At 71.3% G+C, this 25533-nt stretch carries 23 protein-coding genes; 8 read left to right on the plus strand and 15 right to left on the minus strand.

Features of this window, described 5'->3' with window-relative positions; all coding sequences use genetic code 11:
* Positions 1–16: 16 nt before the first annotated feature.
* Together pucL and ASF20_RS01880 are read right to left on the minus strand one after the other, a co-directional pair.
* The gene (gene pucL / locus ASF20_RS01875) at positions 17–859 is read right to left on the minus strand and encodes a factor-independent urate hydroxylase (protein WP_056270220.1); all 843 of its coding nucleotides are present in this window, start codon (positions 857–859) and stop codon (positions 17–19) included.
* Between the two features lie 35 nt (positions 860–894).
* Positions 895–2232, minus strand: a complete 1338-nt coding sequence (locus tag ASF20_RS01880; RefSeq protein WP_244476298.1) for a nucleobase:cation symporter-2 family protein — start codon at positions 2230–2232, stop codon at positions 895–897.
* Positions 2233–2442: 210 nt separating this feature from the next.
* Here ASF20_RS01880 and ASF20_RS01885 point away from each other — a divergent pair, with 210 nt between their 5' ends.
* A complete protein-coding gene (locus ASF20_RS01885; RefSeq protein ID WP_056270221.1) occupies positions 2443–4407 on the plus strand; it encodes an alpha/beta hydrolase domain-containing protein in 1965 nt (654 codons plus the stop codon).
* Here the strand turns inward: ASF20_RS01885 and ASF20_RS01890 are convergent.
* From ASF20_RS01890 to ASF20_RS01900, 3 genes are all read right to left on the minus strand, one after another.
* Positions 4398–5774, minus strand: a complete 1377-nt coding sequence (locus tag ASF20_RS01890; protein ID WP_056270223.1) for an EAL domain-containing protein — start codon at positions 5772–5774, stop codon at positions 4398–4400. The two genes, ASF20_RS01885 and ASF20_RS01890, sit on opposite strands and share 10 nt — an antisense overlap.
* A 129-nt stretch (positions 5775–5903) precedes the next feature.
* Entirely contained in the window at positions 5904–6953 is a 1050-nt protein-coding gene (locus ASF20_RS01895) for a PAS-domain containing protein (protein ID WP_056270226.1), read from the minus strand.
* A gap of 267 nt (positions 6954–7220) precedes the next feature.
* A complete protein-coding gene (locus tag ASF20_RS01900) occupies positions 7221–7589 on the minus strand; it encodes a hypothetical protein (RefSeq protein ID WP_056270229.1) in 369 nt (122 codons plus the stop codon).
* A gap of 172 nt (positions 7590–7761) precedes the next feature.
* Between ASF20_RS01900 and uraD the strand changes: the two genes are divergently transcribed.
* The 3 genes from uraD to ASF20_RS01915 all read left to right on the plus strand — a co-directional run bounded on the left by uraD (position 7762) and on the right by ASF20_RS01915 (position 9292).
* The gene (gene uraD, locus ASF20_RS01905) at positions 7762–8643 is read left to right on the plus strand and encodes a 2-oxo-4-hydroxy-4-carboxy-5-ureidoimidazoline decarboxylase (protein WP_056216700.1); all 882 of its coding nucleotides are present in this window, start codon (positions 7762–7764) and stop codon (positions 8641–8643) included.
* A 152-nt stretch (positions 8644–8795) separates the two neighbouring features.
* On the plus strand, positions 8796–8993 hold the full coding sequence (locus tag ASF20_RS01910) for a hypothetical protein (protein ID WP_056270235.1): 198 nt from the start codon (positions 8796–8798) through the stop codon (positions 8991–8993).
* A 38-nt stretch (positions 8994–9031) separates the two neighbouring features.
* Positions 9032–9292 (plus strand): hypothetical protein, encoded by a 261-nt coding sequence (locus ASF20_RS01915; protein ID WP_056270238.1) that lies wholly within the window; start codon positions 9032–9034, stop codon positions 9290–9292.
* A 3-nt stretch (positions 9293–9295) separates the two neighbouring features.
* Here the strand turns inward: ASF20_RS01915 and xdhC are convergent, their stop codons facing one another.
* From xdhC to ASF20_RS01960, 9 genes are all read right to left on the minus strand, one after another.
* Positions 9296–10114, minus strand: a complete 819-nt coding sequence (gene xdhC, locus ASF20_RS01920) for a xanthine dehydrogenase accessory protein XdhC (RefSeq protein WP_082501125.1) — start codon at positions 10112–10114, stop codon at positions 9296–9298.
* Positions 10111–12468 carry a xanthine dehydrogenase molybdopterin binding subunit gene (gene xdhB / locus ASF20_RS01925; RefSeq protein ID WP_056270241.1) on the minus strand — a complete coding sequence of 786 codons (2358 nt, stop codon included), beginning with the start codon at positions 12466–12468 and terminating at the stop codon, positions 10111–10113. The genes xdhC and xdhB overlap by 4 nt, the downstream gene beginning before the upstream one ends.
* Positions 12461–13972 (minus strand): xanthine dehydrogenase small subunit, encoded by a 1512-nt coding sequence (gene xdhA, locus ASF20_RS01930; RefSeq protein WP_056270243.1) that lies wholly within the window; start codon positions 13970–13972, stop codon positions 12461–12463. Before xdhA ends, xdhB begins: the two co-directional genes overlap by 8 nt.
* Positions 13973–14032: 60 nt before the next feature.
* The gene (locus tag ASF20_RS01935; protein ID WP_056216708.1) at positions 14033–15109 is read right to left on the minus strand and encodes a BMP family ABC transporter substrate-binding protein; all 1077 of its coding nucleotides are present in this window, start codon (positions 15107–15109) and stop codon (positions 14033–14035) included.
* Between the two features lie 28 nt (positions 15110–15137).
* Entirely contained in the window at positions 15138–16064 is a 927-nt protein-coding gene (locus tag ASF20_RS01940) for an ABC transporter permease (protein WP_082501129.1), read from the minus strand.
* An 11-nt stretch (positions 16065–16075) separates the two neighbouring features.
* Positions 16076–17152, minus strand: coding sequence for an ABC transporter permease (locus ASF20_RS01945; protein WP_056270245.1), 1077 nt, complete (start codon positions 17150–17152; stop codon positions 16076–16078).
* On the minus strand, positions 17142–18737 hold the full coding sequence (locus ASF20_RS01950; protein ID WP_056270247.1) for an ABC transporter ATP-binding protein: 1596 nt from the start codon (positions 18735–18737) through the stop codon (positions 17142–17144). The genes ASF20_RS01945 and ASF20_RS01950 overlap by 11 nt, the downstream gene beginning before the upstream one ends.
* A 1-nt stretch (position 18738) precedes the next feature.
* On the minus strand, positions 18739–20100 hold the full coding sequence (locus tag ASF20_RS01955; RefSeq protein WP_056270249.1) for an 8-oxoguanine deaminase: 1362 nt from the start codon (positions 20098–20100) through the stop codon (positions 18739–18741).
* Positions 20101–20255: 155 nt separating this feature from the next.
* Positions 20256–21254, minus strand: coding sequence for a hypothetical protein (locus ASF20_RS01960; protein WP_156647929.1), 999 nt, complete (start codon positions 21252–21254; stop codon positions 20256–20258).
* 615 nt (positions 21255–21869) lie between these two features.
* Between ASF20_RS01960 and ASF20_RS01965 the strand changes: the two genes are divergently transcribed.
* The 4 genes from ASF20_RS01965 to hpxZ all read left to right on the plus strand — a co-directional run bounded on the left by ASF20_RS01965 (position 21870) and on the right by hpxZ (position 24792).
* Complete coding sequence (locus ASF20_RS01965) at positions 21870–22544, plus strand: isochorismatase family cysteine hydrolase (RefSeq protein WP_056270251.1); 675 nt, start codon at positions 21870–21872, stop codon at positions 22542–22544.
* A 246-nt stretch (positions 22545–22790) separates the two neighbouring features.
* Positions 22791–22991, plus strand: a complete 201-nt coding sequence (locus tag ASF20_RS01970; RefSeq protein WP_056270254.1) for a DUF4089 domain-containing protein — start codon at positions 22791–22793, stop codon at positions 22989–22991.
* Between the two features lie 32 nt (positions 22992–23023).
* Complete coding sequence (locus ASF20_RS01975; protein WP_244476299.1) at positions 23024–24400, plus strand: AtzE family amidohydrolase; 1377 nt, start codon at positions 23024–23026, stop codon at positions 24398–24400.
* A gap of 11 nt (positions 24401–24411) precedes the next feature.
* Positions 24412–24792, plus strand: a complete 381-nt coding sequence (gene hpxZ / locus ASF20_RS01980) for an oxalurate catabolism protein HpxZ (protein WP_056270303.1) — start codon at positions 24412–24414, stop codon at positions 24790–24792.
* Between the two features lie 21 nt (positions 24793–24813).
* Here the strand turns inward: hpxZ and ASF20_RS01985 are convergent.
* A partial coding sequence (locus ASF20_RS01985; RefSeq protein WP_210166838.1) for a hypothetical protein occupies positions 24814–25368 on the minus strand: 555 nt, incomplete at its 5' end.
* Between the last annotated feature and the right edge of the window lie 165 nt (positions 25369–25533).

Below are 25533 nucleotides of genomic sequence, written 5' to 3' on the forward strand. Positions count from 1 at the left end.
GGACCGCGTCGCGGCGTCAGGCGCCGCGCGTGAGGGTGGCCTCGATCTGGCCGTGCGGCTCGTCGGTGGGCAGGAAGACCTGGCCCCCGTGGGCGATGCCGAAGGGCGCGAGGTTCATCGGGAGGTAGTGCTTGTTGGGCATCGCGAAGTGGATCTCGGCGATGTCCGGCCGGGCCGCCAGCACCGCCTCGCCCATGCGGTACATGCTGTCCTGCACGCCGGCGCTGTAGGTGGTGGCGAAGACCGTGATCAGCGTGTCGAGCACCGTCGCGTTGGTCGCCACCGGGTCGGTGGGCGGCGCGGTCCAGGTCCAGGTCGCGTCCATGCTGGTGGCGCAGATGCGGTCGTGGGTGTCGGGCAGGGTCCGGAAGGCGTCGTCGACGAAATCGGCCCAGCCGGATTCGGTGGTCTTCATCAGGGTGTAGCCGCGCAGGCCCGATTGGAGCACCGCGCCGGTCCGGTCGGCGACGAGGCGGACGAAGGGCGCGCCGTTGCCGTCGAGGGTGAAGGTGTGGGCGTGCGGCACCCCGTCGACGGTCCGGCGCAGCCAGCGGGTCTCCAGGGCCTCGATGGTGACGGCGGCGACCTGCGCGTAGCGTTCCAGGAACAGGGCGGCGACGTGGCCGACGAAGGCCTCGGTCTCGGCCTCGACGTATTGGGCGGCCGTGACGTTGACGATGTTCTTGATGCTGTCGGTGGCGATCACCTGCCGGTTGTCGCCCGCCGTCCAGGCCGCGCCGAAATCGCCCTCCAGCAGCACCGTCAGGGTGAGTTCGCGCACCGCGTGGCGGGCGCTCTCCCGGGCGAGCCGGAGCACCCGCACCCGACCCTTGCCGTAGCGTGCCTTCGTCAGGGCCATGATGGGTCTCCTCCGGTGATGGGACGCCGAGGGTCTCACGCCTCGGCGGCGTGGGCGAGGCGGGCCGCCGCGGCCCGGGCGTCCGCCCGACTGCCGAGCCCGTTGAAGAACAGGTTCAGGCTCACGGCCGACAGGGCGGCGAGGAGGATGCCGGATTCCAGCAGCGGATGCAGCACGTCCGGCATCTGCTTGAAGAAGGCGGGCGCCACCAGGGGGATCAGGCCGAAGCCCACCGACACCGCGACGACGAACAGGTTGTTGCGGTTGGCGGCGAAATCCACCGCCCCGAGGATGCGGGTGCCGGTGGCCGCCACCATGCCGAACATGACGAGCCCGGCCCCGCCGAGGATGCAGGGCGGCACGGCCTCCACCAGGGCGGCGAGCTTCGGGATCAGGCCGAGGACCAGCATCACCACGCCGCCGATCACCGCGACCCAGCGCGAGCGCACGCCGGTGACGCCGACGAGGCCGATGTTCTGCGAGAACGCGGTGTACGGGAAGGTGTTGAAGACCCCGCCCAGCACGGTGCCGAGGCCATCGGCACGCAGGCCCCGGATCAGGCGCGCCGCGTCCACGGTCTCGCCGGTGATCTCGGCGAGCGCCAGGAACATGCCGGTGGATTCGATCATCACCACCACCATGACGAGGCACAGGGTGAGGCTGGCGACGAGGTCGAAGCTCGGCACCCCGAAGGCGAAGGGCCGCACCACGTCGAACCACGGCGCCGTGGCCACCCGCGACAGGTCGACGAGGCCGAAGGCTCCCGCCGCCGCCATGCCGACCACGATGCCGATCAGCACGGAGGCCGAGGCGACGAAGCCGCGGGCGTACCGGGTCAGGCCCAGGATGACGAGGAGGACGAACAGCGCGAGGCCGAGATAGAGCAGGGCCCCGTAGCGCGGGTTGCCGAGGCCGCCGGCGGCCCAGTTCACGCCCACCCGCATCAGCGAGATGCCGATAACGAGGATCACCGTGCCGGTCACCACCGGCGGGAACAGGGGCAGGAGACGCCCCACCAGGGGCGCGGCGAGGAGCGCGAACAGGCCCGCGACGATGACGGCGCCGTAGATGCCCGCGAGCCCGAGGGCCGGGTTGGTGCCCAGGGCGATCATCGGCGTCACCGCCGCGAAGGTCACGCCCATCATCACCGGCATGCGGATGCCGATGCCGGGCAGGCCCCAGCTCTGGATCAGGGTGGCGAGGCCGCAGGCGAACAGGTCGGCGCTCACCAGCATCGCCACCTGCTCGGGCGGTAGCCCGAGGGCGCGCCCGACGATGAGCGGCACCGCCACGGCCCCGGCATACATCACCAGGACGTGCTGGAGGGCGAGCAGGCCGAGCGCCACCGGAGGAACCCGGGTGGCCGGGACGATCCGGGCCGGGCTGATCTGAGCAGAACCGTGATCCACGCGTCGGTCCCCCGTCCCGCGAGCCCCGCCGGGCTGCCGGTCCCGAGGTCCGCAAACCACGTGCCATCCGGCCGATCCTCACCCGGCGGCGCGCACGCCCTCGACCGTGGGGCGGTCCGGTGTAAGATTGGACCAACAGCGCAGCTTGACGCTGGTCGGGCGAGGAACAGGCACATGGTCAGGACCACCGCTCTCGTGGGCGCGCTCCTCTGCGCGGGCCTCGCCCAGCCGGCCCTGGCCCGGGTCACCGCCGTCGAGATCCGGATTGTCGAGCCCTTCGCCGACGGCCAGAGCTTCGGCGAGGCGGGCGCCTACGAACGGGTGATCGGCATCGTGCGCGGGGAGCTCGACCCGGCCGACCCGCGCAACGCCGGCATTGTCGACCTCATACGGGCGCCCCGAAACACGCGCGGGCTCGTGGAATACAGCACCGACCTGTTCATGCTCCGGCCGAAGGATCCGGCCCGCGCCAGCGGCACGCTGCTCTACGAGGCGCTGAACCGCGGCCGGAAGTTCCTGTTCAACTGGGTCCTCGACGCGCCCCCGCAGGAGGCCCAGGCGGTGAACGATCCGCGCACCGCCCAGGATGCGGGCACCGCCCTGGTCCTGCGCCGGGGTGACACCGTGGTCTGGTCGGGCTGGGAGGCGGAGGCCCTGCGTCAGCTGGGCGGCATGGCGATCGACGTACCGGTGGCCACGCAAGGCGGGGCGCCCATCGTCGAGACCGTGCGGGACGAACTCGTGAGCGCCACCCGGGGGCCGCCCGAGGCGCCGTTCTTCCTCACCTTCAAGGCGGCGAACCCCGACAAGGCCGGCGCCCGCCTCACCGTGCGCCGCCGGGAGGCGGACACGCCGCGCCCCGTCCCGGACGGTGCCTGGACCTTCGCCGGGCCCGGCGAGCTCCGCCTCCTGCCCGCCACCGTCAAGCCGGAGCCGGGCACACTCTACACCCTGACCTATCCGGCGGCGAACCCGAAGGTGCTCGGCATCGGCTTCGCCGCCACCCGGGACGTCGTCGCCCATCTCCGCGGACCGGCCTCGTCCGAGAACCCGGCGGGCGGCGCGATCCGCCACGCGGTCGCCCTCGGCATATCCCAGAGCGGGCGCTTCCTGCGGGACTACATCCACCAGGGCTTCAATCAGGACGAGGACGGCCGGCGCGTCTTCGACGGGATGCTGCTGCACATCTCCGGCATCGGCGGGGTGTACCTCAATGCCCGTTTCGGCCAGCCCTCGCGCACCAACACCCAGCACGAGGACCACCTCTACCCCGAGAACGCGTTCCCGTTCTCGGCCGCTCCCCAGCACGATCCCGTCACCGGCCGGACCGGCTCGCTGCTGCGCGGGGACGGGTTCGACCCGCTGCTGATGGAGGTCAACACCAGCACCGAGTACTGGCAGAAGGGGGCCTCGCTCCTCACCACCGATTCCCTGGGCCAAACCGACGTCGCCCTGCCGGACACCGCCCGGGCCTATCTCGTCTCCAGCGGATTCCATTACGGGCGCGCCGGCCTGAGTGCGGCCCGCGGGCCGTGCCTCCATCCGCGCAACACTCTGAGCCCCGCCCCGGCCCTGCGCGCCCTCTTGGTCGCCCTGGAGGACTGGGTCGCCCGCGGGGTCGCGCCGCCGCCGAGCCGCGTGCCGAATCTCGCGGACGGGACGCTGGTGCCCGCCGCGGAGACCGGGTTTCCCTACATCCCGGGCTTGCGCCTGCCGGATGCCCCGAACGCGATCGCGCGCTTCGCCAGCGCCGTCGATCCCCGTCCGGAGGGCGGTTCGCAGTACCGCCCCCTAGTGCCGAAGGTCGATGCCGACGGCCACGAGATCGCCGGCATCCGCCTGCCCGACGTCGCTGCCCCGCTCGCGACCCAGACCGGCTGGAACCTCTACGCCGAGCCCTTTCCGGCGGGCGAGCTCTGCGACCGGGAGGGCAGTCGGCTGCCCCTGGCCGAGACCCGGGCCGAGCGCGAGGCGAAGGGTGACCCGCGCCGCTCCCTGGCCGAGCGCTACCCGACCCGGGGCGACCGGACGGCGGCGGTCGCCCGCGCGGCGGACGGCCTGGTGGCGGAGCGGCTGCTCCTGAAGGAGGACGCGGAACGCCTCGTCGCGGCCGCCCGCGCGGCGGAGGCTCAGCCTTGACCGGCGGCCACGCGCGGACCCTGTGAGGCTCCGGCCCGGTCGGCACGGGCCGCGATGTAGGCGGACGCCTCCCGCGGCGGCAGCGGCCGGCTGAACAGGAAGCCCTGGACCTGCGTGCAGCCTTCCCGGCGCACGAGGTCGAGTTGCTCCGGGGTCTCGACGCCCTCGGCGACGATGCCCATGCCGAGGCGCTCGCCGATGCCGACCACCGCCCGCACGATCGCGGCGGCATCAGGATCGGCGATGTCGCGGATGAAGGAACGGTCGATCTTGATCTGGTCGAAGGGAAAGCGGCGCAGGTAGCTCAGCGAGGAGTAGCCGGTGCCGAAATCGTCGAGGGCGATCCGGACGCCGCGGCCCCGCAAACGGTGCAGGCAGGCGAGGACCGCCTCGGCATCCTGCATCAGCACGCTTTCGGTCACCTCCAGCTTGAGGCGGTTCGCCGGGAGGCCGCTCGCGGCCAGGGCCGACAGCACCGTGGCCTCGAGGCCCGGGCGCCGCAATTGCACCGCCGAGACGTTCACCGCGACGCGGATCGGCGCGGGCCAGCCCGCCGCCTCCCGGCAAGCCTCCTGCAGGGCCCAGGCGCCGAGAGGCACGATGAGCCCCGTCTCCTCGGCGAGGGGAATGAAGGCGCCGGGCGCGAGATCACCCTGCACGGGATGGCGCCAGCGCATCAGGGCCTCGAAGCCCACCACCGTCCCCGTCGCGGCATCGACCACGGGCTGGTAGGCGAGATGGAAGGCATCGCGGCGGATCGCTTCCTTCATGTCGAGGGCGAGGAGACCGCGCGTGGCGATGCGCGCCCCCGCATCCGGCTCGAACTCCCGATGGGTGTTCCGCCCCGCCGCCTTGGCCTCGTAAAGGGCGATGTCGGCGCGCTTGAACAGCTCGTCCGGGTCACAGTCCTGCTCCGTCGCGACGGTCAGGCCGATACTGACGCCGACTTCGACGCTCTGCCCGTCGAGATCGATCGGTTCGCTCACCGCCGCGATCAGCCGCTCCGCGAGGCAAGCCGCCTCCCGCGCGTCATCGAGATAGGTGAGCACGATGGCGAATTCGTCGCCGCCGAGGCGGGCGATGGTATCGTAGGGCCGCAGAGCCGCGCGCATCCGCTCGGCGACGATGCGCAGCAGCGCGTCGCCGGCCGGATGGCCGAGACTGTCGTTGACGGCCTTGAAGCGATCGAGGTCGCAGGCCAGCACCGCGAAGCCGGTCCGAACCCGGCGCGCATGGGCGATCGCCTGATCCAGGCGGTCGCGGAACAGCGTCCGGTTCGGCAATCCGGTCAGGGCGTCGTGCAGCGCCATGTGACGGACCCGCTCCTCGGCCTCACGACGGGCGCTGACGTCGCGCAGGGTCGCCACGTAGGTGATCCGGTCCTCGGCCTGCGCATCCGGCAGGACGCGGACGGAGGCCTCGATCCAGACGTAGTGACCAGCCTTGTGACGATGCCGCAGGCAGGTGACGAACCGCCCCTCCCGATCGGCCTTCAGCTAAGACCAGTGCTCCGTCAGGGCCGCGGCGTCATCGGGGTGGCAGAACTCGGCCGCGGTGGTTCCGATGAGGTCCTCCGGCTCGTAACCGAGGACCGTCCGCACGGCGGGCGAGGCGTAGAGGCAGCGCATGGCGATATCGCCGAGGACGATGACGTCGTTGGCATTCTCGGCGAGGAGCCGATAGCGGCCCTCGCTCGCGCGCAGGGCGCTCTCGGCCGCCCGGCGCGCCGTCATGTCGGTGAAGGTCCGCACGAGCCCGCCCCGCGGCAGGGGCAGGGTGCGGACCTGAAGCACGGTCCCGTCGGGGCGGACGCGCTCATAATCGTAGATGCGGGCCTCCGGTGCACCGTGCTCCAGCCAGGCCCGCAAGGCGTCGGGCAGGTGGGCGAACTCGCCGGTCGCCGCCTGGTGGGCCCGGACGGCCGCGAAGGGCGCACCATCGTAGAGGAGTTCCTCCGGCACACCTATCAGAGTCGCCACGCGGCGGTTGAAGATCCGGATCCGGTCCGCGGCATCGGTCATCAGGAGGCCCTGATCCATGCGTTCCAGGGTGGTGCGGAGGAGGGTGTCCGAGGCCTCGGCCCGATGGCGCGCCTGACAGGCCTCCGACTCGGCGGCGCGCCCGCGCAGGGTCGCCTCGACGAAGAGGGCAAGGTCGGACAGGCGCCGGACCTGGGCCGCACTGAAGCCGGTGCGCGGAACGGTGTCGGCAATGCAGACGGTGCCGGCATGGCGGCCGTCACCCAGAGCGATCGACACGCCGGCATAGAAGCGCAGGAACGGGGCTCCCGTGACCAGCGGATTGGCGGCGAAACGTCGATCACGACGGGTATCGAGCACGATCAGGGGCGCATGGGCTTCGCCGCGAATCGTGTGGGCGCAGAACGCGATCTCCCGCTGCGTGCCCGGAAGGATCAGGCCCTCGCGGCCGAGGAACCACTGACAGGCGCCGTCCAGTTGTGAGACGAAGGCGTAGCGAACGCCGAAGAGCGCGGCCGCTGTCCGGCATACGGCGTCCAGCTGAGGGTCCGGCGCAGGTTGGCTCAAGACCTCGACAGCTACTGGCTCACTCCGAGACGGCGACACTCCGGCCATTCTCATCACACCCACGGGTTTCTGGTCCGTGAGATCTGACATGCAACCTTTAATCGACCCGAAACAGCCGATCGCTTGCTATAGAATTGAGCATCGAGCCTTCCTTCATCTCACACAGCAGACTTTCGACTGTATGAAGTCATACAGTTTCGCCAAATGCCGATCCCTCCTTCGTCTGAAGTCGGATCGGCAGGCGACGGACGGGGGTCTCCGGCAGGCTCACGGTGCGCGGGGAGGGCCCTTGCGCAGGTCGTCGTAGAGGCGCTGGACCTCCTGGATCGTCGCGTGGGCCCGGCTCCAGTTCGTCTCGCGGACGTTGGTTTCGGTGAAGGCGCTGTGCGAGGTGCCGCCGAAACCGTTGAAGACCGTCTCGACCCCGTCCACCCGGTAGTCGATCCGGTAAGAGGGGCTGAGACCCCGGCCCTTGCCCTTCCCGGTCACCCCGATCCGCACCAGGGCGTCGCCGTGCCGTTTCTGGCAGAATCGCATGTTCCCGAGGAGCCGGCGCAGGTACTCCTCGGGCTCGGCGAGATCACCGGCGACTTGGATCAGCGTCGCGTCGGGCGGAAGGTGCGTCTTGCGGATCATGGCTGGCCTCGCCTCGCTGCCCGTCCGGCATCCATCGATCGAGCGGGAGCGCCGGCCAGACCACATTTTCACGCGCCTGGCGATCCTTGCGCGGCGACGCGCCCGCGCCGGATGGCCTGCTGCCTGCTAAGGCTTCCACGGCCCTCCGACCTTACGCAGGATGGAATCCGCGATGCCGACCCTCGACGCCCTGAACCAGGCCTCGCACGGCGATTTCGTTGCCGCCCTCGGGGCCGTGTTCGAGCACGCGCCCTGGGTCGCCGAGGCCGCCGCCGCGAAGCGACCGTTCCCCACCGTCCAGGCCCTGCTCGCCGCCCTGCAGGAGGCGGTCGACGCCGCGCCCGAGGCGGCCCGCCACGCCCTTCTCACCAACCATCCCGAGCTGGCCGGGCGTGCGGCCCACGCCGGCACGATCGCCCCCGACTCCATCGCCGAGCAGGCGGCCGCCGGCCTCGATCGGCTCTCGGAGGCGGAAGACGCGCGGTTCGCGGCGCTGAATGCGGCCTATGGCCGGACCTTCGGGTTTCCCTTCATCCTCTGCGTCAAGCGCCACGGTCGCGCCTCGTTGCTGCGCACCTTTCAGGCACGCCTCGCCGCCGACCCGGAGAGCGAGCGCCGGACCGCCCTCGCAGAGGTGTTCCGCATCGCTGCCCTTCGCCTCGGCACCCTGGTGAGCGGGCCGGGCGCGCCGCGCGTCACGGGCCGGATCTCCACCCACGTCCTCGACACCGTGGCGGGCCGGCCGGCGCCGGGAATCCCGGTGGAGCTCCACGAATGGGTGTCGGAGACCGAGACCGTGCTGGTCGCCCGGACGGTGACGAATGCCGACGGGCGCACCGATGCGCCGCTGATCGGCGGACGCCCCGTTCCGGTGGCCGCCTACGAGCTGCGTTTCCGCATCGGCGATCACTTCCGCGCCACCTGTCCGGGCCTGCCCGAACCGCCCTTCCTCGACATCGTCACGCTGCGCTTCGGGGTCGCCGATCCGGAAGGGCATTACCACGTGCCCCTGGTGGCGAGCCCGTGGAGCTACCAGACCTATCGCGGCAGCTGAGCGGTCCGAGACCGCGGCATCGGCACGATGTGACAAAGCCTTGTGATTTCAGTCCGCTCCGGCATGTCCTTTGCGTGCAACTTGATCGCCCCCGGTCACGTGGGGCGCAGGGAGGATGGGATTTGACGCATCGGCTTTCGGTTCGGACCCTGATGGCGCGCGGTCTTGCCGCGGTGCTGCTCCTGACGGGTCTCCTGATGTTTGCCCCGGCCGCCCGGGCCCAGGGCACCCTGATCGCGCCGGGGGGCCAGCCCCGGGTCACCGCCCCAGGCGGCCTGCGCGGCCGCTCCGCCTTCCGACACCGGCACAAGGCCCGCCACCAGCCGGCGCTCACCCGCCGCCACCGTTGAAACCGCCTCGACCATCCGCTTCCAGGAAACCAGACCGCATGATCCGTGTGCTCAGCCTTCTCAGCCTCTCCCTCGGCCTTGCCGGACCGGTCCTGGCCCAGGGCGCCGGCGCGCCCGCCGGCATGGAGGCTGCCACCGCCCCGGGGGGAACCGAGGGGCGGGCCGGCCCCCGCAACGAGGCGGAGGCGATCCGCAGCGGCGACGCGATCCCGGTTCCGCCCCGGGCCGGCGGCATTCCGATCGAGGAGAGGCCGGTGCGCGGCACCGAGGCGCCTCCCCCACCACCCGGACGTCCCTGAGGCTCAGGACGCGAAGGCGGCGAGGAGTTCGGCCGCCGCCAGGGCGGCGATGACCGCGGGGCGCTTGTCGCGCACCCGCGTCCCGCCGATCGGGCAGACGAGGCGAGCCAGCGCGGCCTCGTCCAGGCCCATCGCCCGAAAGGCGCCGAGGAAGGTTGCCCGCTTCGTGGCGGACCCGATCAGGCCGAGATACGCGAAGGTGTTCGCCTCCAGCAGGCTGGCGCAGATCAGGCTGTCGAGGGCGTGGCTGTGGGTGACCACCACGTGGGCGGCTCCGGGCAGTGCGGCTTCCGCCGCGGCGCTGGCCGAGCCGACGATCCGCGCGACGCGCGCGCCCGACACCCGTGCGATCTCCTCGGGCCGGTCATCGATGATCCGCGTACGGAGGGGCAGCGGATCGAGCGCCAGGGCCAGGGCGCGCCCGACATGGCCCGCGCCGTAGATCATCACCAGGGGCGCCCGTGCGGCGGATTCGGCCTCCGAAGCCCGGAGGGCGGCGAGCGTACCGGCATCGGCCCGGTGGATCACCAGGGTCACGTGCCCGCCGCAGCACTGGCCGGTCTCGGGTCCCAGGGGCCTGCGCAGGATCGCCTCGGCCTCGCCCGCCGCCAGAAGCGCCCGGGCGCGGGCGATGCCCGCCCATTCATAGGTGCCGCCCCCGATGGTGCCGGCGACCCGTTCGGGCATCACCAGCATGGCGGTGCCCGCCGCGCGCGGCGTCGAGCCCCGCGCCTCCGACAGGGCGACGAGGGCCGCCGGCTCGCCCGCCGCGAGGGCGGTCGCCAGGGCTTCCGACAGCGCCTCCGACGAATCGGCGCTCACGGCTGCGCAGATTGCGCGTCTGCCAGCGCCCGCATCCGGTCGACGGCGTCGAGGACGCGCTCCGGGGTCGCCGGGGCATCGAGGCGGGGGCAGTACCGGTGGCCGGCGACGCTCGCCACCGCATCCGAGAGGGCGTGCAGGCCGGCGATGCCGAGCATCAGCGGAGGCTCGCCCACCGCTTTCGAACGGTAGATCGTCGCCTCTCGGTTCTGGTTCTCGTAGAGCGCCACGTTGAAGATGCGCGGGCGGTCGCCGCAGGCCGGGATCTTGTAGGTGGAAGGGGCGTGGGTGCCCAAAGCGCCCTTGCCGTCCCACCACAGCTCCTCGGTGGTGAGCCAGCCGAGCCCCTGGATGAAGCCGCCCTCGATCTGGCCCCGGTCCACCGCCGGGTTCAGGGAACGGCCGCAATCGTGCAGGATGTCGGCCCGCTCGATCCGGTACTCGCCGGTCAGGGTGTCCACCGCCGCCTGCACGCAGGCCGCGCCGTAGGCGAAGTAGTAGAACGGGTGGCCCCGGCCCGCCTCCCTGTCCCAATGGATGGTCGGCGTCTTGTAGAAGCCCGTGGCCGAGAGCTGGATGCGGGCGAGGTAGGCCTTGTGGATCAGCGTGGCCCAGGCGATCTCCTGGTTGCCGACCCGGACCCGATTCGGCAGGAACAGCACCGTCTCGGGCGCGACGCTCCAGGCCTCGGCTGCGAAGGCCACGAGGCGGCCCTTCAGGGTCTGGGCGGCGGCGCGGGCCGCCATGCCGTTGAGGTCGGCCCCCGACGAGGCGGCCGTGGCCGAGGTGTTGGGCACCTTGCCCGTCGTGGTCGCGGTGATGCGGACCCGGTCGGCGTCGATCTGGAATTCCTCCGCCACCACCTGCGCGACCTTGACGTAGAGCCCCTGGCCCATCTCGGTGCCGCCGTGATTCAAGCCGACCGAGCCGTCGTTGTAGATGTGCACCAGGGCGCCGGCCTGGTTGTAGGCGGTGGAGGTGAAGGAGATGCCGAACTTCACCGGCGTCAGGGCGAGGCCGCGCTTGATCACCGGGCTGGTTTCGTTCGCCGCATGCAAAACCGCGCGGCGGGCGGCGTAATCGCAGTCCGCTTCCAGCTTGGCCACCAGATCCCGGATGCAATTGTCGGCAATGGTCTGGTGGTACGGCGTGACGTTGTCGGTCTCGGTGCCGTAGAAGTTGCGCTTGCGCACCTCCAGCGGGTCGAGGCCGCAGGCATAGGCCACCTCCTCGATCACCCGCTCGGCCGCCACCATGCCCTGGGGCCCGCCGAAGCCCCGGAAGGCGGTGTTGGACTGGGTGTTCGTGCGGTAGGGCCGCGAGGTCAGGTGCACCGCCGGGTAGTGGTAGCAGTTGTCGGCGTGGAACAGGGCCCGGTCGGTGACCGGCCCCGACAGGTCGGCGGCCCAGCCGCAGCGGGCGGCGAGCTGCATGTCGACGGCGAGAATCTTCCCGTCCGCGTCGTGCCCCACGAGGTAGTCGACCTCGAAATCGTGGCGCTTGCCGGTGATGACCATGTCGTCGTCGCGGTCGGGCCGGATCTTGGCGGCGCGGCCGGTCGTTTTGGCCACCAGGGCCGCCACGCAGGCGAACAGGTTCGACTGGCTCTCCTTGCCGCCGAAGCCGCCGCCCATCCGACGGACCTCGGCGGTCACGGCCGAATTCACCGTGCCCAGCACCTTGGCGACGAGGGCCTGGGCCTCGGAAGGGTGCTGGGTCGAGGTGTGGACCGTGACCTCGTCGTCCTCACCCGGGATCGCCAGGGCGATCTGGCCCTCGAGGTAGAAGTGTTCCTGGCCGCCGATCGCCATCCGGCCGCGGACGATACCCGGGGCCTCGGCGAGCCCCGCGTCGGAATCGCCGCGCTTCAGGGTCATGGGCGGCCAGACGAGTTTTCCGTCCGCCCGCGCTTGCCGGTAGGTGAGGACGGGGTCGAGATCCTCGTAGGCGATCACGGCCAGGCGGGCGGCGCGGCGGGCCGCATCGCGGGTCAGGGCCGCCACCGCGAAGATCGGCTGGCCGACATACGACACCGTGTCCTCGGCCAGCATCGGCTCGTCGTCCCGGTGCGAGGAGGAGATCTCGTTGACGCCCGGCACGTCGACGCCGGTGAACACCGCGACCACGCCCTCGGCGCCCCGCACGGGCGCCAGATTCACCGAGACGAGGCGGGCATGAGCGCGTTCGCTCAGCCCCAGGCAGACGTGGAGCAGGCCGGCCGGCTCGGCCATGTCGTCGATGTAGAGGGCCGAGCCACTGACGTGTCGGGCGGCGCTGTCGTGGATGCGCGGCGTGTGGGCGCCGCCCGCGATCCGGTCGTCCACCTTCGGGGCCGGAGGCGTGCGATCAAGCATGGGCCGGCGCTCCGACGGTGGCAAGGCGGGTTTCCGGGGCCTCCGGCGCGGCCTCGTGGATCAGCCGCTCGATGAGGTTGCCGGCGACCTTGAGGCGGTAGGCGGCCGAGGCCCGCATGTCCGAGAGGGGCGTAAAATCCCGGGCCACCGCCGCCTTGAAGGCGGGGATGACGGCCGGGTCGAGGGACTGGCCCATGAGCGCGGCCTCGGCCTGGACGGCCCGCTTCGGGGTGCCCGCCATGCCGCCGTAGGCGATGCGGGCCTGCCGGGTCGTGCCAGCGTCGACGGTCAGCCGGAAGGCGCCGAGGACGGCGGAGATGTCCTCGTCGAAGCGCTTCGAGATCTTGTAGGCGCGAAAGACCGTCTCCGGGCCGAGATTCGGCACCCGCACCCCGGCGACGAACTCGCCCGGACGCAGGTCCTGCCGGCCATAGGCGACGAAGAAGTCTTCGAGGGGAATCTCGCGCTCGCTGCCACGGCCGATGAGATGGAGGCTCGCCCCGAGGGCGATCAGGGCCGGCGCCGCGTCGCCGATGGGCGAGCCGTTGGCGATGTTACCGCCGAGGGTGCCGGCATTGCGGGTCTGGGCGGCGCCGTGGCGGCGGAAGAGCTCCCCGAGATCTGGGTGCAGGCCGGCGAGGTGCGTGCCGGCCTCGGAGAGGCTCACGCCGGCTCCGAGATACAGGTGATCGGGGCCCTCGCCCACGACGCGCAGGCTTCGCACCCGCCCGAGCCAGATCACCGGGTCGAGGACGCGCAGGCCCTTGGTCACCCAGAGGGCGACGTCGGTGGCCCCGGCCACGATCGTCGCCTGGGGGTGCTCGGCCATGAGATCGACGAGCGCCGGAAGGGTGGCGGGGGCGAAGAAGCGGCCCTTCGGCCCGGAGACCGCCACGGTCTCGTCGTCGCGCAGGGCCAGCAGCCGGGCGAGGGTGGCGTCGTGGGCGGCATCGAAGGTATCCGCTTCCGGTGCGGCCAACGCACGCTCGGCCGCGCGCACGATGGGAGCGTAGCCGGTGCAGCGGCAGAGGTTGCCCGCGAGCGCGTCGTCGATGGGGCTCGCCGAGGTTCGGAGCGGGCCGGTCTCGGCGAGCAGGTCCTTGGTAGGAGAATCCTTGGTCATCGCGAACAGCGACATGACGAAGCCCGGCGTGCAGAAGCCGCATTGCGAGCCGTGCTCCTCCACCATCAGGCGCTGGACCGGATGGAGGGTGCCGTCGGCCCCACGCAGGTGCTCCACGGTGAGGAGCTGGCAGCCGTCGAGCATCCCCAGGAAGGTGATGCAGGCATCCACCGCGCGGTAGCGCAGGCGCTCGGCGCCGGACGGCCCCTCGGGGCGGACCACCACCACGGTGCAGGCCCCGCAATCCCCCTCGTTGCAGCCCTCCTTGGTCCCGATCAGTTGCTCGGGACCGCGCAGCCAGTCGAGCACCGTCAGAGTCGGGTCGCAGGCCTCGATCGTGCGCGCGTCGGGCCCGAGGAGGAAGCGGATGGCGTGTCTCATGCGACCTCTTCGTCGAACACCGGTCCCTCTCCCCGCGGTGGGAGAGGGCTCTCGAACCCCCTATCGCGGCAGCGTGTCGCTGATGCCCTTCACGTACCAGTTCATGCCGAGGATCATCGGATCGGGAGCGTTCTCGCCGGCCTTCACCGCCTCGCTGCCGTCCTGCTTGAAGACGGGGCCGTGGAAGGGCAGGAGCGTGCCGTCCGCGATCGCCTTCTTGGTGGCCTCGGCCTGGGCCTTCACGTCGTCGGGCATGTTGGCGAAGGGCGCCAGCACGACCATGCCGTCCTTGATGCCGCCCCAGGTGTCGTGGCTCTTCCAGGTGCCGTCGAGGACGGCCTTGGCCTCGCCGACGACGTAGCCGTCCCAGTCGTCGACGATGGAGGTGAGCTGGGCCTTGGGGGCGAAGCGCATCTGGTCCGAGGATTGTCCGAAGGCGAGCTTGCCCTGCTTCTCCGCCTCCTGCAACGGCGCGGCGGAATCGGTGTGCTGCGACAGGATGTCGACGCCCTGGGCCAGCAGCGCCTTGGCGGCCTCCGCCTCCTTGCCCGGGTCGAACCAGGTGTTCACCCAGACGATCTTAATCTTGATGTCGGGGTTCACCGACTGGGCGCCGAGCATGAAGGCGTTGATGCCGCTCACCACCTCGGGGATCGGGAACGAGGCGATGTAGCCCAACGTGCCCGTCTTCGAGAGGCGCCCGGCGATCACGCCGCAGACGTAGCGGCCCTCGTAGAAGCGGGCCGAGTAGGTCGAGACGTTGGGCGCCCGCTTGTAGCCGGTGGCGTGCTCGAACTTCACCTTCGGGAATTTCTTGGCGACCTTGAGGGTCGGCTCCATGAAGCCGAACGAGGTGGTGAAGATCAGGCCGTAGCCGGAGCGCGCGAAGCTCTCGATGGAGCGCTCGCTGTCGGCCTCCGGCACGTTCTCGAGGAAGCTGGTCTCGACCTTGTCGCCCAGCGCCGCGGCGAGCGCCTTGCGGCTCTGGTCGTGCTGGTACGAGTAGCCGTAATCGGCCACCGGGCCGACATAGACGAAGCCGACCTTCAGCTTCTCGCCGGGCTTCTTCTCCTGCGCCTGCGCGCCCCCGAGTCCGAGGGCGAGAACGGCCACCAGGGCCCCCTGCACGATCCGCATCGTTCAAAGATCCTTCGAGAGTGCGCGCCTACCGGTGCGGGGTGAAGACCCGGCCGAGGGCCGCCGGGGCGAGGGAGCCGCCCCCGCGCCTGCCGAGGGAGAGCAAGACCAGGGCCAGGATGGTGGCAAGGTAGGGCAGCGCGGAGAGCGCCTGCCCTGGCAGGCCGAGGCCGGCCGCCTGGGCGTTGAGCTGAAGCACCGTGGCGCCGCCGAACAGCAGGGCGCCGGCCAGCACCCGGAACGGGCGCCACGAGGCGAAGACCACGAGGGCCAGGGCGATCCAGCCGCGCCCGGCCGTCATCGCGGGCGCCCAGAACGGGGTGTAGGACAGCGACAGGTAGGCCCCGGCCAGACCCGCGCAGGCGCCGCCGAACAGCACCGCGCGGAAGCGCACCCTGCGCACCTGCAGGCCCAGCGCGTGGGTGGCAGTGTGGTCGTCGCCGATGGCCCGCAGGATCAGGCCGGCGCGGGTGCGCCACAGGAACCACGACACCCCGGCCGCCAGCGCGAAGGCGAGATAGACGAAGCCGTCCTGCCCGAAGAGCAGGCGGCCGAGGCCGGGCAGGTCAGTGAGGCCGGGCAGGGCGAGATGCGGCGCCGGATCGCGCTTGAGGCCGACATAGGAGGCCCCGACGAGGCCCGAGAGCCCGAGACCCAGGATCGTCATGGCGAGTCCGGAGGCGACCTGGTTGGCGCTCAGCACCACCGTGAGGAGGCCGAACAGGGCCGAGAGGGCGAGGCCCGCCCCAGCGCCGGCCACTGCGCCGACGAAGGTCGAGCCGGTCTCCACCGCCACCGCGAAACCGGCGGCGGCGCCCAGCACCATCATGCCCTCGACGCCGAGGTTGAGCACGCCCGCGCGCTCGGCCACGAGTTCGCCGAGCGCCGCGATCATCAGCGGGGTGGCGGCGGCCACGATGGTGACGAGCACCATCTGGACGATGTCGAGGGTCAGGCCATGAACGGTCACGCGGTCGCTCCCGGCACGAAGCGGACCCTGTAGCGCGACAGCGCGTCGGCCCCGAGCACCAGGGCGAGCAGCAGGCCCTGGAAGGCCCGGGTCAGGTCGAGGGGGAGTTTCAGGTCGATCTGCGCGCCCTCGCCCCCGATGGTGGTCAGGGCGATGACCAGGGCCGCCACCAGGATCCCCAGCGGCGAGAGCCGTCCCAGGAAGGCCACGATGATGGCGGTGAAGCCGTAGCCCGGCGAGATCGAGGGCTGGAGCTGGCCGATCCGGCCCGCCACCTCGCTGATGCCGGCCAGCCCCGCGGCGGCGCCGGAGACGGCGAAGACCGCGAGCGTCAGGCGTGCGTCGCCGAAGCCGGCGAAGCGGGCCGCGCGCGGGCTCGCCCCCACCACCCGCACGGCGAAGCCGAACAGGGTGCGGCCGAGCACCAGGGTGGCGAGGACCACGACCGCCAGCGCGAGGGCGACGCCGGCATGCAGGGTGCCGCCCTCCATCAGGTAGGGCAGGCGGGCAGCGTCGTCGAAGGTGACGCTCTGGGGGAAGTTGAAGCCCGCTGGATCGCGCAAGGGGCCGCGCGCCATGTAGTCGAGCAGCAGTTCGGCCACGTAGACCAGCATCAGGCTGGTGAGGATCTCGGAGACGCCGAGGCGCACCTTGAGGAGGGCGGGGATCAGCCCGTAGACCATGCCGGCCCCCGTGCCGACGAGAAGCATCAGGGGCAGCACCCAGAGGGGGTCGCCGGGGATCCCGTGCGCGGCGACGCCGATCCAGCCGCCGAACAGGCCGCCGACGACGAACTGCCCTTCGGCCCCGATATTCCAGATGTTGGCGCGGTAGCAGAAGGCGAGGCCGGTGGCGATGAGGGCGAGCGGCGCGGCCTTGATGGCCACCTCCTGCAGCGACCAGACCTCGCTCAGGGGCGCCACGAAGTAGGTGACGAAGGCGGCGGCCGGCGAGCGGCCCAGGACGGCCACGACGAGCCCGCCGATCACCAGCGCGGCCAGGAAGGCCAGGATGGGCGAGAGCGCGTCCATCAGGGCCGACCGGCCGATGCGCGGCGTCAGGTCAATGCGCATGGGCCGCCTCCCGGGCGTGGTCCGGCGCGCCCGTCACCAGATCCTCGGCCGGCGCCGCCCCGCCCATGCGCAGCCCCAGGGCCTCGCGGGTGGTCTCGGCGGCCGGCGCCGCCGGCGACAGGGTGCCGTGATGCAGCACGGCGATGCGGCCGGTGATCGCGAACAGTTCGTCGAGGTCCTGGCTGATCACCAGCACGGCGGCGCCGCGGGCCGCGAGGTCGAGCAGCGCCTGCCGGATATGGGCGGCCGCCAGGGCGTCGACGCCCCAGGTCGGCTGGTTGACCACGAGGATGCCGGGCTCGGCCAGGATCTCGCGTCCCATCAGGTATTTCTGCAGGTTGCCGCCCGACAGGGTGCCGGCGGCGGGATCGGGGCCCGCCTTGCGCACGTCGAAGGCCGCGACCACGTCCCGGGCCAGGGCCTTGGCGGCCGCGCGGCGCAGGACGCCGAAGCGGCTCAGGCGCGCCGTGGCGTGGCGCGACAGAATCGCGTTGTCGGACAGGCTCAGGGTCGGCACGGCGCCATGGCCGTTGCGCTCCTCGGGCACGAAGCCGGCGCCGCCCCGCCGCCGGGCGGTGATGCCGAGGCGCCCGGATTCGACGCCGTCGAACCGCACCATGCCGGGTTCCGGCGCCAGGGTCTCGCCCGAGAGGGCGTCGAACAGCTCCGCCTGCCCGTTGCCGGCGATCCCGGCGAGGCCGACGATCTCGCCGCCGCGCACGCTCAGCGAGATGCCATCGAGGGCGGTGCCGTGCAGGCCGGGGGCGGGGAGGGTGAGCCCGGACAGGACCAGGCGCTCCGGCCCGGTCGCCACGCCGGCGGGCGCCGTCACCGCGCCTACCTGTGCCCCCACCATCAGGGCGGCGAGAGAGCGGGCGGTCTCGGCGCGGGGATCGCAGGCCCCCACCACCCGGCCGCCGCGCAGGATGGTGGCGCGCGAGCACAGCCGGCGCACCTCGTCGAGGCGGTGCGAGATGTAGAGCAGCGCCCGGCCCTCGTCGCGCAGGCGCTCCAGAACGGTGAACAACAATTCGGCCTCGCCTGGGGTGAGCACCGAGGTCGGCTCGTCGAGGATCACGAGCTTGGGGTCCTGCAGCAGGCAGCGGATGATCTCGATGCGCTGGCGCTCGCCGGCCGAGAGCGACCAGACTGGCCGGTCGGGGTCGAGGTGCAGGCCGTAGGTCGTCCCGACCGCCGCGATCCGGGCCTTCAGGGCTCGGCCGCCCAGGCCCTTGGGCATCACCAGGGCGATGTTCTCGGCGACCGTCAGGTTCTCGCAGAGCGAAAAATGCTGGAACACCATGCCGATGCCGAGGGCGCGGGCGGCCTCCGGATGGGCGAGGCGCACGACATCGCCCCGATGGGTGACGACCCCTTCGGTGGGCTCCAGGAGCCCGTAGAGGATCTTCATCAGGGTCGACTTGCCGGCGCCGTTCTCGCCCAGCAGGGCGTGGATCTCGCCGGCCCGGATCTCGAGATCGACCCCGTCATTGGCCGTGAAGGCGCCGAAGCGCTTGACGATGCCGTACGCGCCGAAGAGAGGCGTCGGCCCCTCCGTGCGGGCAGGGGGGACGACGGGGGCCACGCTAGAGCGTCCCGAACAGCGCGTGGGCGAGGCGGGTATGGGCCTCGCGCAGCTGGCCGGTCTCCATCCCGAGGGGCTGGCCGTCGATCACCCGCCACGACCCCGCCACCATCACTCTGTCGGCCCGGTGGGCGCCGCAGAGCACCAGGGCGGCCAGCGGATCGTGCGCGCCGGAGAAGCGCAGTTCGTCGAGGGTGAACAGGGCTAGGTCCGCCTCGCAGCCCTCCGCGATCCGGCCGATGTCGCTCCGCCCGAGACAGGCCGCGGACCCCTCCGTCGCCCAGCGCAGGGCGTCGAGATGGGTCACGGCCTCGGCGCCGTAGGTCAGACGGTTGATCATCAGGGCGTGACGGACGCCCTCCATCAGGTTCGAGCTGTCGTTCGAGGCCGACCCGTCGACGCCGAGGCCGACGGGGCTGCCGGCGGCCTCCAGCTCACAGGTCCGGCACTGGCCGGAGGCCAGCGTCATGTTCGAGGTCGGGCAGTGGCAGACGCCGACGCCGGCCGCGCCGAGGCGCTTCACCTCGGCGTCGTTGAAGTGGATGCCGTGGGCGAGCCAGGTGCGCGGGCCCATCCAGCCGACCTCCTCGAGGTAATCGACCGGGCGCTGGCCGAACATTTCGACGCAGTAGCGGTCCTCGTCGAGCGTCTCGCCGAGATGGGTGTGCAGGCGGCAATCGTGGCGCTCGGCCAGCGCCGCGCTCTCGCGCATCAGCCGCTTCGTCACGTTGAAGGGCGAGCAGGGGGCCAGCCCGATCTGCACCATCGCGCCGGGCTTGGGGTCGTGGAACAGGCGCAGCACCCGTTCGCTGTCGGCCAGGATGGTGTCGTCGTCCTGGGTCAGGCATTCGGGCGGCAGGCCGCCGTCGCGCTCGGACAGGCTCATCGAGCCGCGGGTGACGAAGGCGCGGATCCCGACAGGCCCGGCCTCCTCCACCTGAATGTCGACGGAGGATTCCAGCCCCTTCGGGAAGAGGTAATGGTGATCGCCGGCCGTGGTGCAGCCGGAGAGCAGCAGCTCGGTATAGGCGAGACGCGTCGCCAGCCGGAACGCCTCGGGGGTGATCCTGTCCCAGACCGTGTAGAGCGCCTTCAGCCAGGGAAAGAGCGGCTTGTTGATCGCCGCCGGATGGGCGCGGGTGAGCGTCTGGAAGAAGTGGTGATGGGTGTTGACGAGGCCCGGGACGACCACGTGGCGGCCGGCGTCGAAGATCTCGTCGACGGGCGCGGCGGGCATACCTCCCGCGGGCACCCGCTCGACGATGCGGGAGCCCGCGACGACGAGGCCCCCGGCGGAATCCGGCGCCAGGATCGCCAGCGGGTTGCGGATCCAGAGACGTCGCGTCGCGGGGGTCTCGACCATGCTGATCCGGTGTTCCCTCGATGTGGACCGGCCATCACCATGGCCCGTCCGGAAATCCGGAGGCCGGATGGAAATCCGGCCTCGTCATGCAGACCATCGCTTGCGTGGATGGTCGTTCCGGGCAAGGAGCCCGTCGTGAGAACAGGTGCCAGCCCTCAGAAGACGTGGAAGGAGACGCCGGCCAGGAAGCTCTTCTCTTCGGTCCCCTTGAAGTTGGCGCGCTCGATGTTGCCGAACTTGTTGAGCCAGTACTGGAAGCCGATGAAGACGTCGACCCGGTTCGGCTGGTCGTAGATCAGCTTGCCGACATCGAGGACGAGGTTGGTCCGCGACAGGAATTCGAGACCCGTCTTCGGGTTGGTGGCGAAGGCGGACGGATCGTTCACACCGCGCCCCTTGGGCAGGACGATATTGTTGAAGCCCGCGATGCTGAGCGGCAGACCCGTGAAGGCGAGCGGGAAGCTGTAGACGATCTCGAATTCCGGGACCGTGTTGAAACTGGTATCCCGGTTCGGAGCGACGTTGAAGCCGTTGCGATTCCACTCCTTGTAGGCATGGACCGAGGCGCTGAGGAACCCGGCCGGGACGTCGAATGCAAAGTTCAGACCGCCGACCACGTCGCGCTTCTTGGAGCCGAAGGCATCGTTCTGGGCATTGGCGTCGAAGCCGTAGGCGAGCGACACGTCCTTGATGATGCCGGGCACCACGAAGGCCTTCGTCCCCGTCAGGGCGTTCAGGCTCAGGGTTCCGCGATAGAGGCCGTAGGCCTCGGTGTTCCCGTAATCGTAGAAGGTCGGCGCACCGGTTCCGTCGGTGGTGCCCGCCGAGAACTGCGATCCCGACTTGAGGATGTCGAGGGTGAAGAAATTGGTGCCGTAGGCCCAGGCATCGGCGTGCGAGATGTTGAGGATGTGCTTCGGCGCGTCCTGGTTGCGGAAGCTGCCGTCGGCGCGCTGGATCTGGGAGCCGGGCCTGGCGGCCGGGAACTGGTAGCGGTAGCTGATCTGCGTGTCGGAGAACAGGAAGAACCCGGAGGGCACCTCCACGGGTGCGACCGGCGCCTTCTCCTTGGCGAGGTCCGCGGCCAGGGCCGGCATCAGGGTGGCGAGGCTCAGAGTGGCGGCCACCAGCGGTCGTGTGAATGTCGCGATCATCGATAAAGTCCCCCCGGGATTAAGCACCCGTTGGGGCAATTGACCGCAACCGATGTGCCACCCGCCCGGCCTTCCCACACAACCAGATGGGGTGATGCATAGGCGCAACATTGCCTCGGTTCGCCCTGCGGGAACGAGCCTTCGCGGGCTTGAACATCGGCAGGCGCGCGACGGGGAAGCGCCACGGGACGAACACGAGTTAGACCATATGGTCTAATTTCTAGTCAGGGTTGCATCATGGTTGAGCATCGAGACGTCCTTCGCCTGCGGCGTCCACGCCCCGGACCGCCGATTCCGCGCCTTCGTGGCCGAGTGGTCTTGGCGGCCATACGCCGCCTGGTCTCTCGCGTCCGACGGGACGCGACCGCTTGGGAAACGCGACGTGGGTGCGTCCCGTCCGGAAATCGGTCCTGCCTCCCGGCGGGCAAGCCTCGTTGCGCCTGAGGCGCCGAGGCGCGGGCCGGCCCAACCTGCATGGGAAGGATGCAGCGCCGCGCATCATTTGGGCGTGTCTCCGGCGGACCCTGCATCCATGATTACCGAAGATTCGGGATCGGGGCGGAACGCGACGCCGTCCCTCCCGGGTCGCGCGCCCTCCGGCCCGGTGCCCCGAGCATGCTTCCCGTCATCGCGGCTGACCCCGCCCCTCTGACCTTCGATCCGGCGACCACCGCACTGGTCATCATCGACATGCAGCGCGACTTCCTGGAGCCGGGCGGCTTCGGCGAAACCCTCGGCAACGACGTCACCCTGCTGCAGACGGCGGTGCCCCCGATCCGGGCGGTGCTGGCGGCGGCGCGGAGTGCCGGCCTTCTCATCGTGCACACGCGGGAGGGCCACAAGCCCGACCTCTCCGATGCGCCGCCGGCCAAGCTGGAGCGAGGGACGCCCACCGCGCGCATCGGCGCGCCGGGTCCGATGGGGCGCATCCTGATCCGCGGCGAACCGGGCCACGCCATCGTTCCCGAACTGGCGCCGATCCGGGGCGAGGTGGTCATCGACAAGCCCGGGAAGGGCGCCTTCTACGCCACCGATCTCCGCGCGGTCCTCTCCGCCCGCCGCATCGCGACCCTGCTGGTCTGCGGGGTGACCACCGAGGTCTGCGTGCACACGACGATCCGCGAGGCCAACGACCGCGGCTACCGCTGCGTGGCGATCGGGGATGGCTGCGCCTCTTACCGCCCCGAGTTCCACCGGGTCGGCCTCGCGATGATCGCCGCCCAGGGCGGCATCTTCGGCTGGGTCTCCTCCTCGGCGGCGGTGGTCGAAGCCCTCGGCGGCGCACGCTAAGGGCGGGTTCCGCGGCCTGCGCTGTTCGGCCCCCATCGTTTCCGGCTTTCCGCACAGGCCCGCGGTGACGGCCGGCCTGGCGCTTGCTTACACCCGGGTGGCCGGGCAGCTCGTTGGGGCCGCGCGGGCGGCGGCCATCGCGCCGCGAATCCCGCCCTCGACCCACGCCGCCCTGCCGGCAGAAGAACTCCCCGCCACGCCGCCGGCGTTCCGGTCGCGCGGAGGGACATCACTGGGAGAAAACCCATGTCGGAGCGCAACGACCCGTCCACCGGCGGCCTCGACGCCTACATCGAAGCGGCAGCCGGGCTGCTCGCGATTCCCCTCGACCCGGCCTGGATCGGCGCCATCGGCAGCAATCTCGCCGTCCTGCGCACGGCCGCCGCGCATGTGGCCGAGTTTTCCCTGCCCGACGAGGCGGAAGCCGCCCCGGTCTACGAAGCATGAGCGGTCCGGACACGATGCATGATCCGAGCACGATGACGGCTGAGGCGCTGGCGACGGCGTTTCGGGATGGGACCACCAGCGCCTGCGCGAACGTCGCCGCGACCCTGGCGCGCATCGCGCGGGTCGACGGCGCGGTGAACGCCTTCACGGAGATTCTCGCCGCGCGCGCCCAGGCCCGCGCCGAGGCCCTGGATGCGGCCCGGGGCCGGGGTGAGCCCCTGGGGCCGCTGGCTGGCGTTCCCTTTGCGGTCAAGAATCTGTTCGACATCGCCGGTCTGCCGACCCGGGCCGGCGCGAAGATCAACCGCGATCGGGCCCCGGCGGAGCGCGATGCCGCCCTGGTGCGCCGCATGGAGGCGGCGGGCGCGATCCTCGTCGGCGGCCTCAACATGGGCGAGTACGCCTACGATTTCACCGGCGAGAACGTCCATGACGGACCGACCCGGAACCCGCACGATCTCGGCCACATGTCCGGCGGCTCGTCCGGAGGCTCGGGAGGGGCCGTCGGGGCCGGGCTGGTGCCGATCGCCCTCGGCTCCGACACCAACGGCTCGATCCGTGTCCCCTCCACCTTCTGCGGCTGCTTCGGCCTCAAACCCACCTACGGCCGCCTGACCCGGGCGGGCAGCTTTCCCTTCGTGGGCAGCCTCGACCATGTCGGGCCCATGGCGCGCAGCGTCACGGACCTCGCCCTGAGCTACGACGCCATGCAGGGGCCGGACCCGAACGACCCTGTGGCCACGACGCGCCCCGCAGAGCCGGCCCTGTCTCACCTCACCGACGGGCTCGGGAACCTGCGCGTTGCGGTGGCGGGCGGCTACTTCGCGCGCGGTGGCGACGCCGAGGCGTTTGCGGCGGTGGCCGCCATCGCCCGGGCCCTCGGCGTCACGCGCAGCGTCGCGATTCCGGAGGCGGCCCGCGCCCGGGCGGCGGCCTACCTCATCACGGCAGCCGAAGGAGCTGCCCTCCATCTCGACCGCCTCCGGACCCGGGGGGAGGATTTTGATCCGGCTGTACGCGACCGGCTGATCGCCGGGGCGATGATCCCGGCCCCGCTGATCGAGCGTGCGCAGCGCTTCCGCCGCTGGTACCGGTCCGCCGTCCTTGATCTGTTCCGCGAGGTCGACGTGATCCTGGCCCCCGCCACGCCTTGCCGCGCGCCCCGTTCGGGCCAGGCCACCTTCGTCCTCGACGGGGTGACCCTGCCGGTGCGGGCCAATATCGGGGTGTTCACCCAGCCGATATCCTTCATCGGCCTGCCGGTGGTGGCGGTGCCCGTGCGCCTGGACGACGGCCTGCCCCTCGGCGTTCAGGTCATCGCCGCCCCCTGGCGCGAGGACCACGCCCTGCGCGTGGCGCACCAGTTGGAGCGGGACGGCGTCGTCCGCGCCCCCGTGGCGAACCTGTGAGCGAGACCGCGATGATCATCGACGATCCGGCTGTGAAGGCCGAGGTGGAGGCCGCCTTCGCGGCCTACGAGGCAGCCCTGGTGGGCAACGACGTGCCGACGCTGGAGGCCCTGTTCCACGATGATCCGCGCACGATCCGCTACGGCGGGGCCGAGAACCTCTACGGGATGGAGGCAATCCGCGCCTTCCGTCGGGCGCGGTCGCCCGAGGGCCTGGCCCGCGACCTGAGCGAAACGGTGATAACCACCTACGGATGCGATACCGGAATCGCCATGACGCTGTTCACCCGGTCGAGCACCCCGGGGCGCATCGGACGCCAGAGCCAGACATGGATCCGCTTCCCCGACGGCTGGAGGGTCGTTGCGGCCCATGTGAGCATCATCACGGGCTGATCTCCTTACCCTCGCGGCGGATCAGGCGCCGTCGAGTGCCTTGGACAGGCGGCGCACGCGGCCTCCGCGCTTCTCATAGGCGAAGAGGGAGGCCAGGGTCTGCCCATCGGGGACGGACGCGTCGGTCGAGGCGGCCTCGCCCTCCGCCTCTTCGGGCATCTGGGGCTGGGTCTCGGCCGGCGGTACTGCCGGGCGGGATGGAGGCAGGCGCAGGCTGGCGCGCTGCACCACCTCCCGATCCCGCTCGATCTGCGCGGCCGTCTCGGCATCGGTCCGGACCAGAGCGTGGACCCCGTCCCGGAATCGAAGCTCGACGGACCAGGCCGGCCGCGCGTTGCCCCCGAGGACGTCGAGGCCGGCATGCATGAAGGAGGCGGCGAGGCCGAGCGGATTCGGCAGGGGACCGGTGGCCGTCAAGGCCTGCCGCAATCCCTGGACGATACCGGTGCGCCGTGGCACCGCCTGCTCCGGCGGCGCGAGCGTCAAGGCCTCCAAGTCCTCGACTCCGCGCATGCTTCCATCGGGCAGCCCGAAGACGCCGAATTCGTAAGATCCCGGCCCAGCGCCGAACGTTCCNCCCAGGGCCTGCCGCAATCCCCGGGCGATACCGGTGTGCCGTGGCACCGCCTGCTCCGGTGGCGCGAGCGTCAAGGCCTCCAAGTCCTCGACTCCGCGCAGGCTTCCATCGGGCAGCCCGAAGACGCCGAATTCGTAAGATCCCGGCCCAGCGCCGAACGTTCC

Source organism: Methylobacterium sp. Leaf88, assembly GCF_001422795.1.
GTDB lineage: Bacteria > Pseudomonadota > Alphaproteobacteria > Rhizobiales > Beijerinckiaceae > Methylobacterium.

Excerpts from the sequence above, each read along its gene's own strand:
- pucL (WP_056270220.1), bottom strand. The coding sequence starts at position 859 with ATGGCCCTGACGAAGGCACGCTACGGCAAGGGTCGGGTGCGGGTGCTC.
- ASF20_RS01965 (WP_056270251.1), top strand. The coding sequence starts at position 21,870 with ATGCTTCCCGTCATCGCGGCTGACCCCGCCCCTCTGACCTTCGATCCG.
- ASF20_RS01955 (WP_056270249.1), bottom strand. The coding sequence starts at position 20,100 with ATGGTCGAGACCCCCGCGACGCGACGTCTCTGGATCCGCAACCCGCTG.
- uraD (WP_056216700.1), top strand. The coding sequence starts at position 7,762 with ATGCCGACCCTCGACGCCCTGAACCAGGCCTCGCACGGCGATTTCGTT.
- hpxZ (WP_056270303.1), top strand. The coding sequence starts at position 24,412 with ATGATCATCGACGATCCGGCTGTGAAGGCCGAGGTGGAGGCCGCCTTC.
- ASF20_RS01945 (WP_056270245.1), bottom strand. The coding sequence starts at position 17,152 with ATGCGCATTGACCTGACGCCGCGCATCGGCCGGTCGGCCCTGATGGAC.
- ASF20_RS01885 (WP_056270221.1), top strand. The coding sequence starts at position 2,443 with ATGGTCAGGACCACCGCTCTCGTGGGCGCGCTCCTCTGCGCGGGCCTC.
- ASF20_RS01910 (WP_056270235.1), top strand. The coding sequence starts at position 8,796 with ATGGCGCGCGGTCTTGCCGCGGTGCTGCTCCTGACGGGTCTCCTGATG.
- ASF20_RS01935 (WP_056216708.1), bottom strand. The coding sequence starts at position 15,109 with ATGCGGATCGTGCAGGGGGCCCTGGTGGCCGTTCTCGCCCTCGGACTC.
- ASF20_RS01960 (WP_156647929.1), bottom strand. The coding sequence starts at position 21,254 with ATGATCGCGACATTCACACGACCGCTGGTGGCCGCCACTCTGAGCCTC.
- ASF20_RS01970 (WP_056270254.1), top strand. The coding sequence starts at position 22,791 with ATGTCGGAGCGCAACGACCCGTCCACCGGCGGCCTCGACGCCTACATC.
- ASF20_RS01975 (WP_244476299.1), top strand. The coding sequence starts at position 23,024 with ATGACGGCTGAGGCGCTGGCGACGGCGTTTCGGGATGGGACCACCAGC.
- ASF20_RS01900 (WP_056270229.1), bottom strand. The coding sequence starts at position 7,589 with ATGATCCGCAAGACGCACCTTCCGCCCGACGCGACGCTGATCCAAGTC.
- xdhA (WP_056270243.1), bottom strand. The coding sequence starts at position 13,972 with ATGAGACACGCCATCCGCTTCCTCCTCGGGCCCGACGCGCGCACGATC.
- xdhB (WP_056270241.1), bottom strand. The coding sequence starts at position 12,468 with ATGCTTGATCGCACGCCTCCGGCCCCGAAGGTGGACGACCGGATCGCG.
- ASF20_RS01915 (WP_056270238.1), top strand. The coding sequence starts at position 9,032 with ATGATCCGTGTGCTCAGCCTTCTCAGCCTCTCCCTCGGCCTTGCCGGA.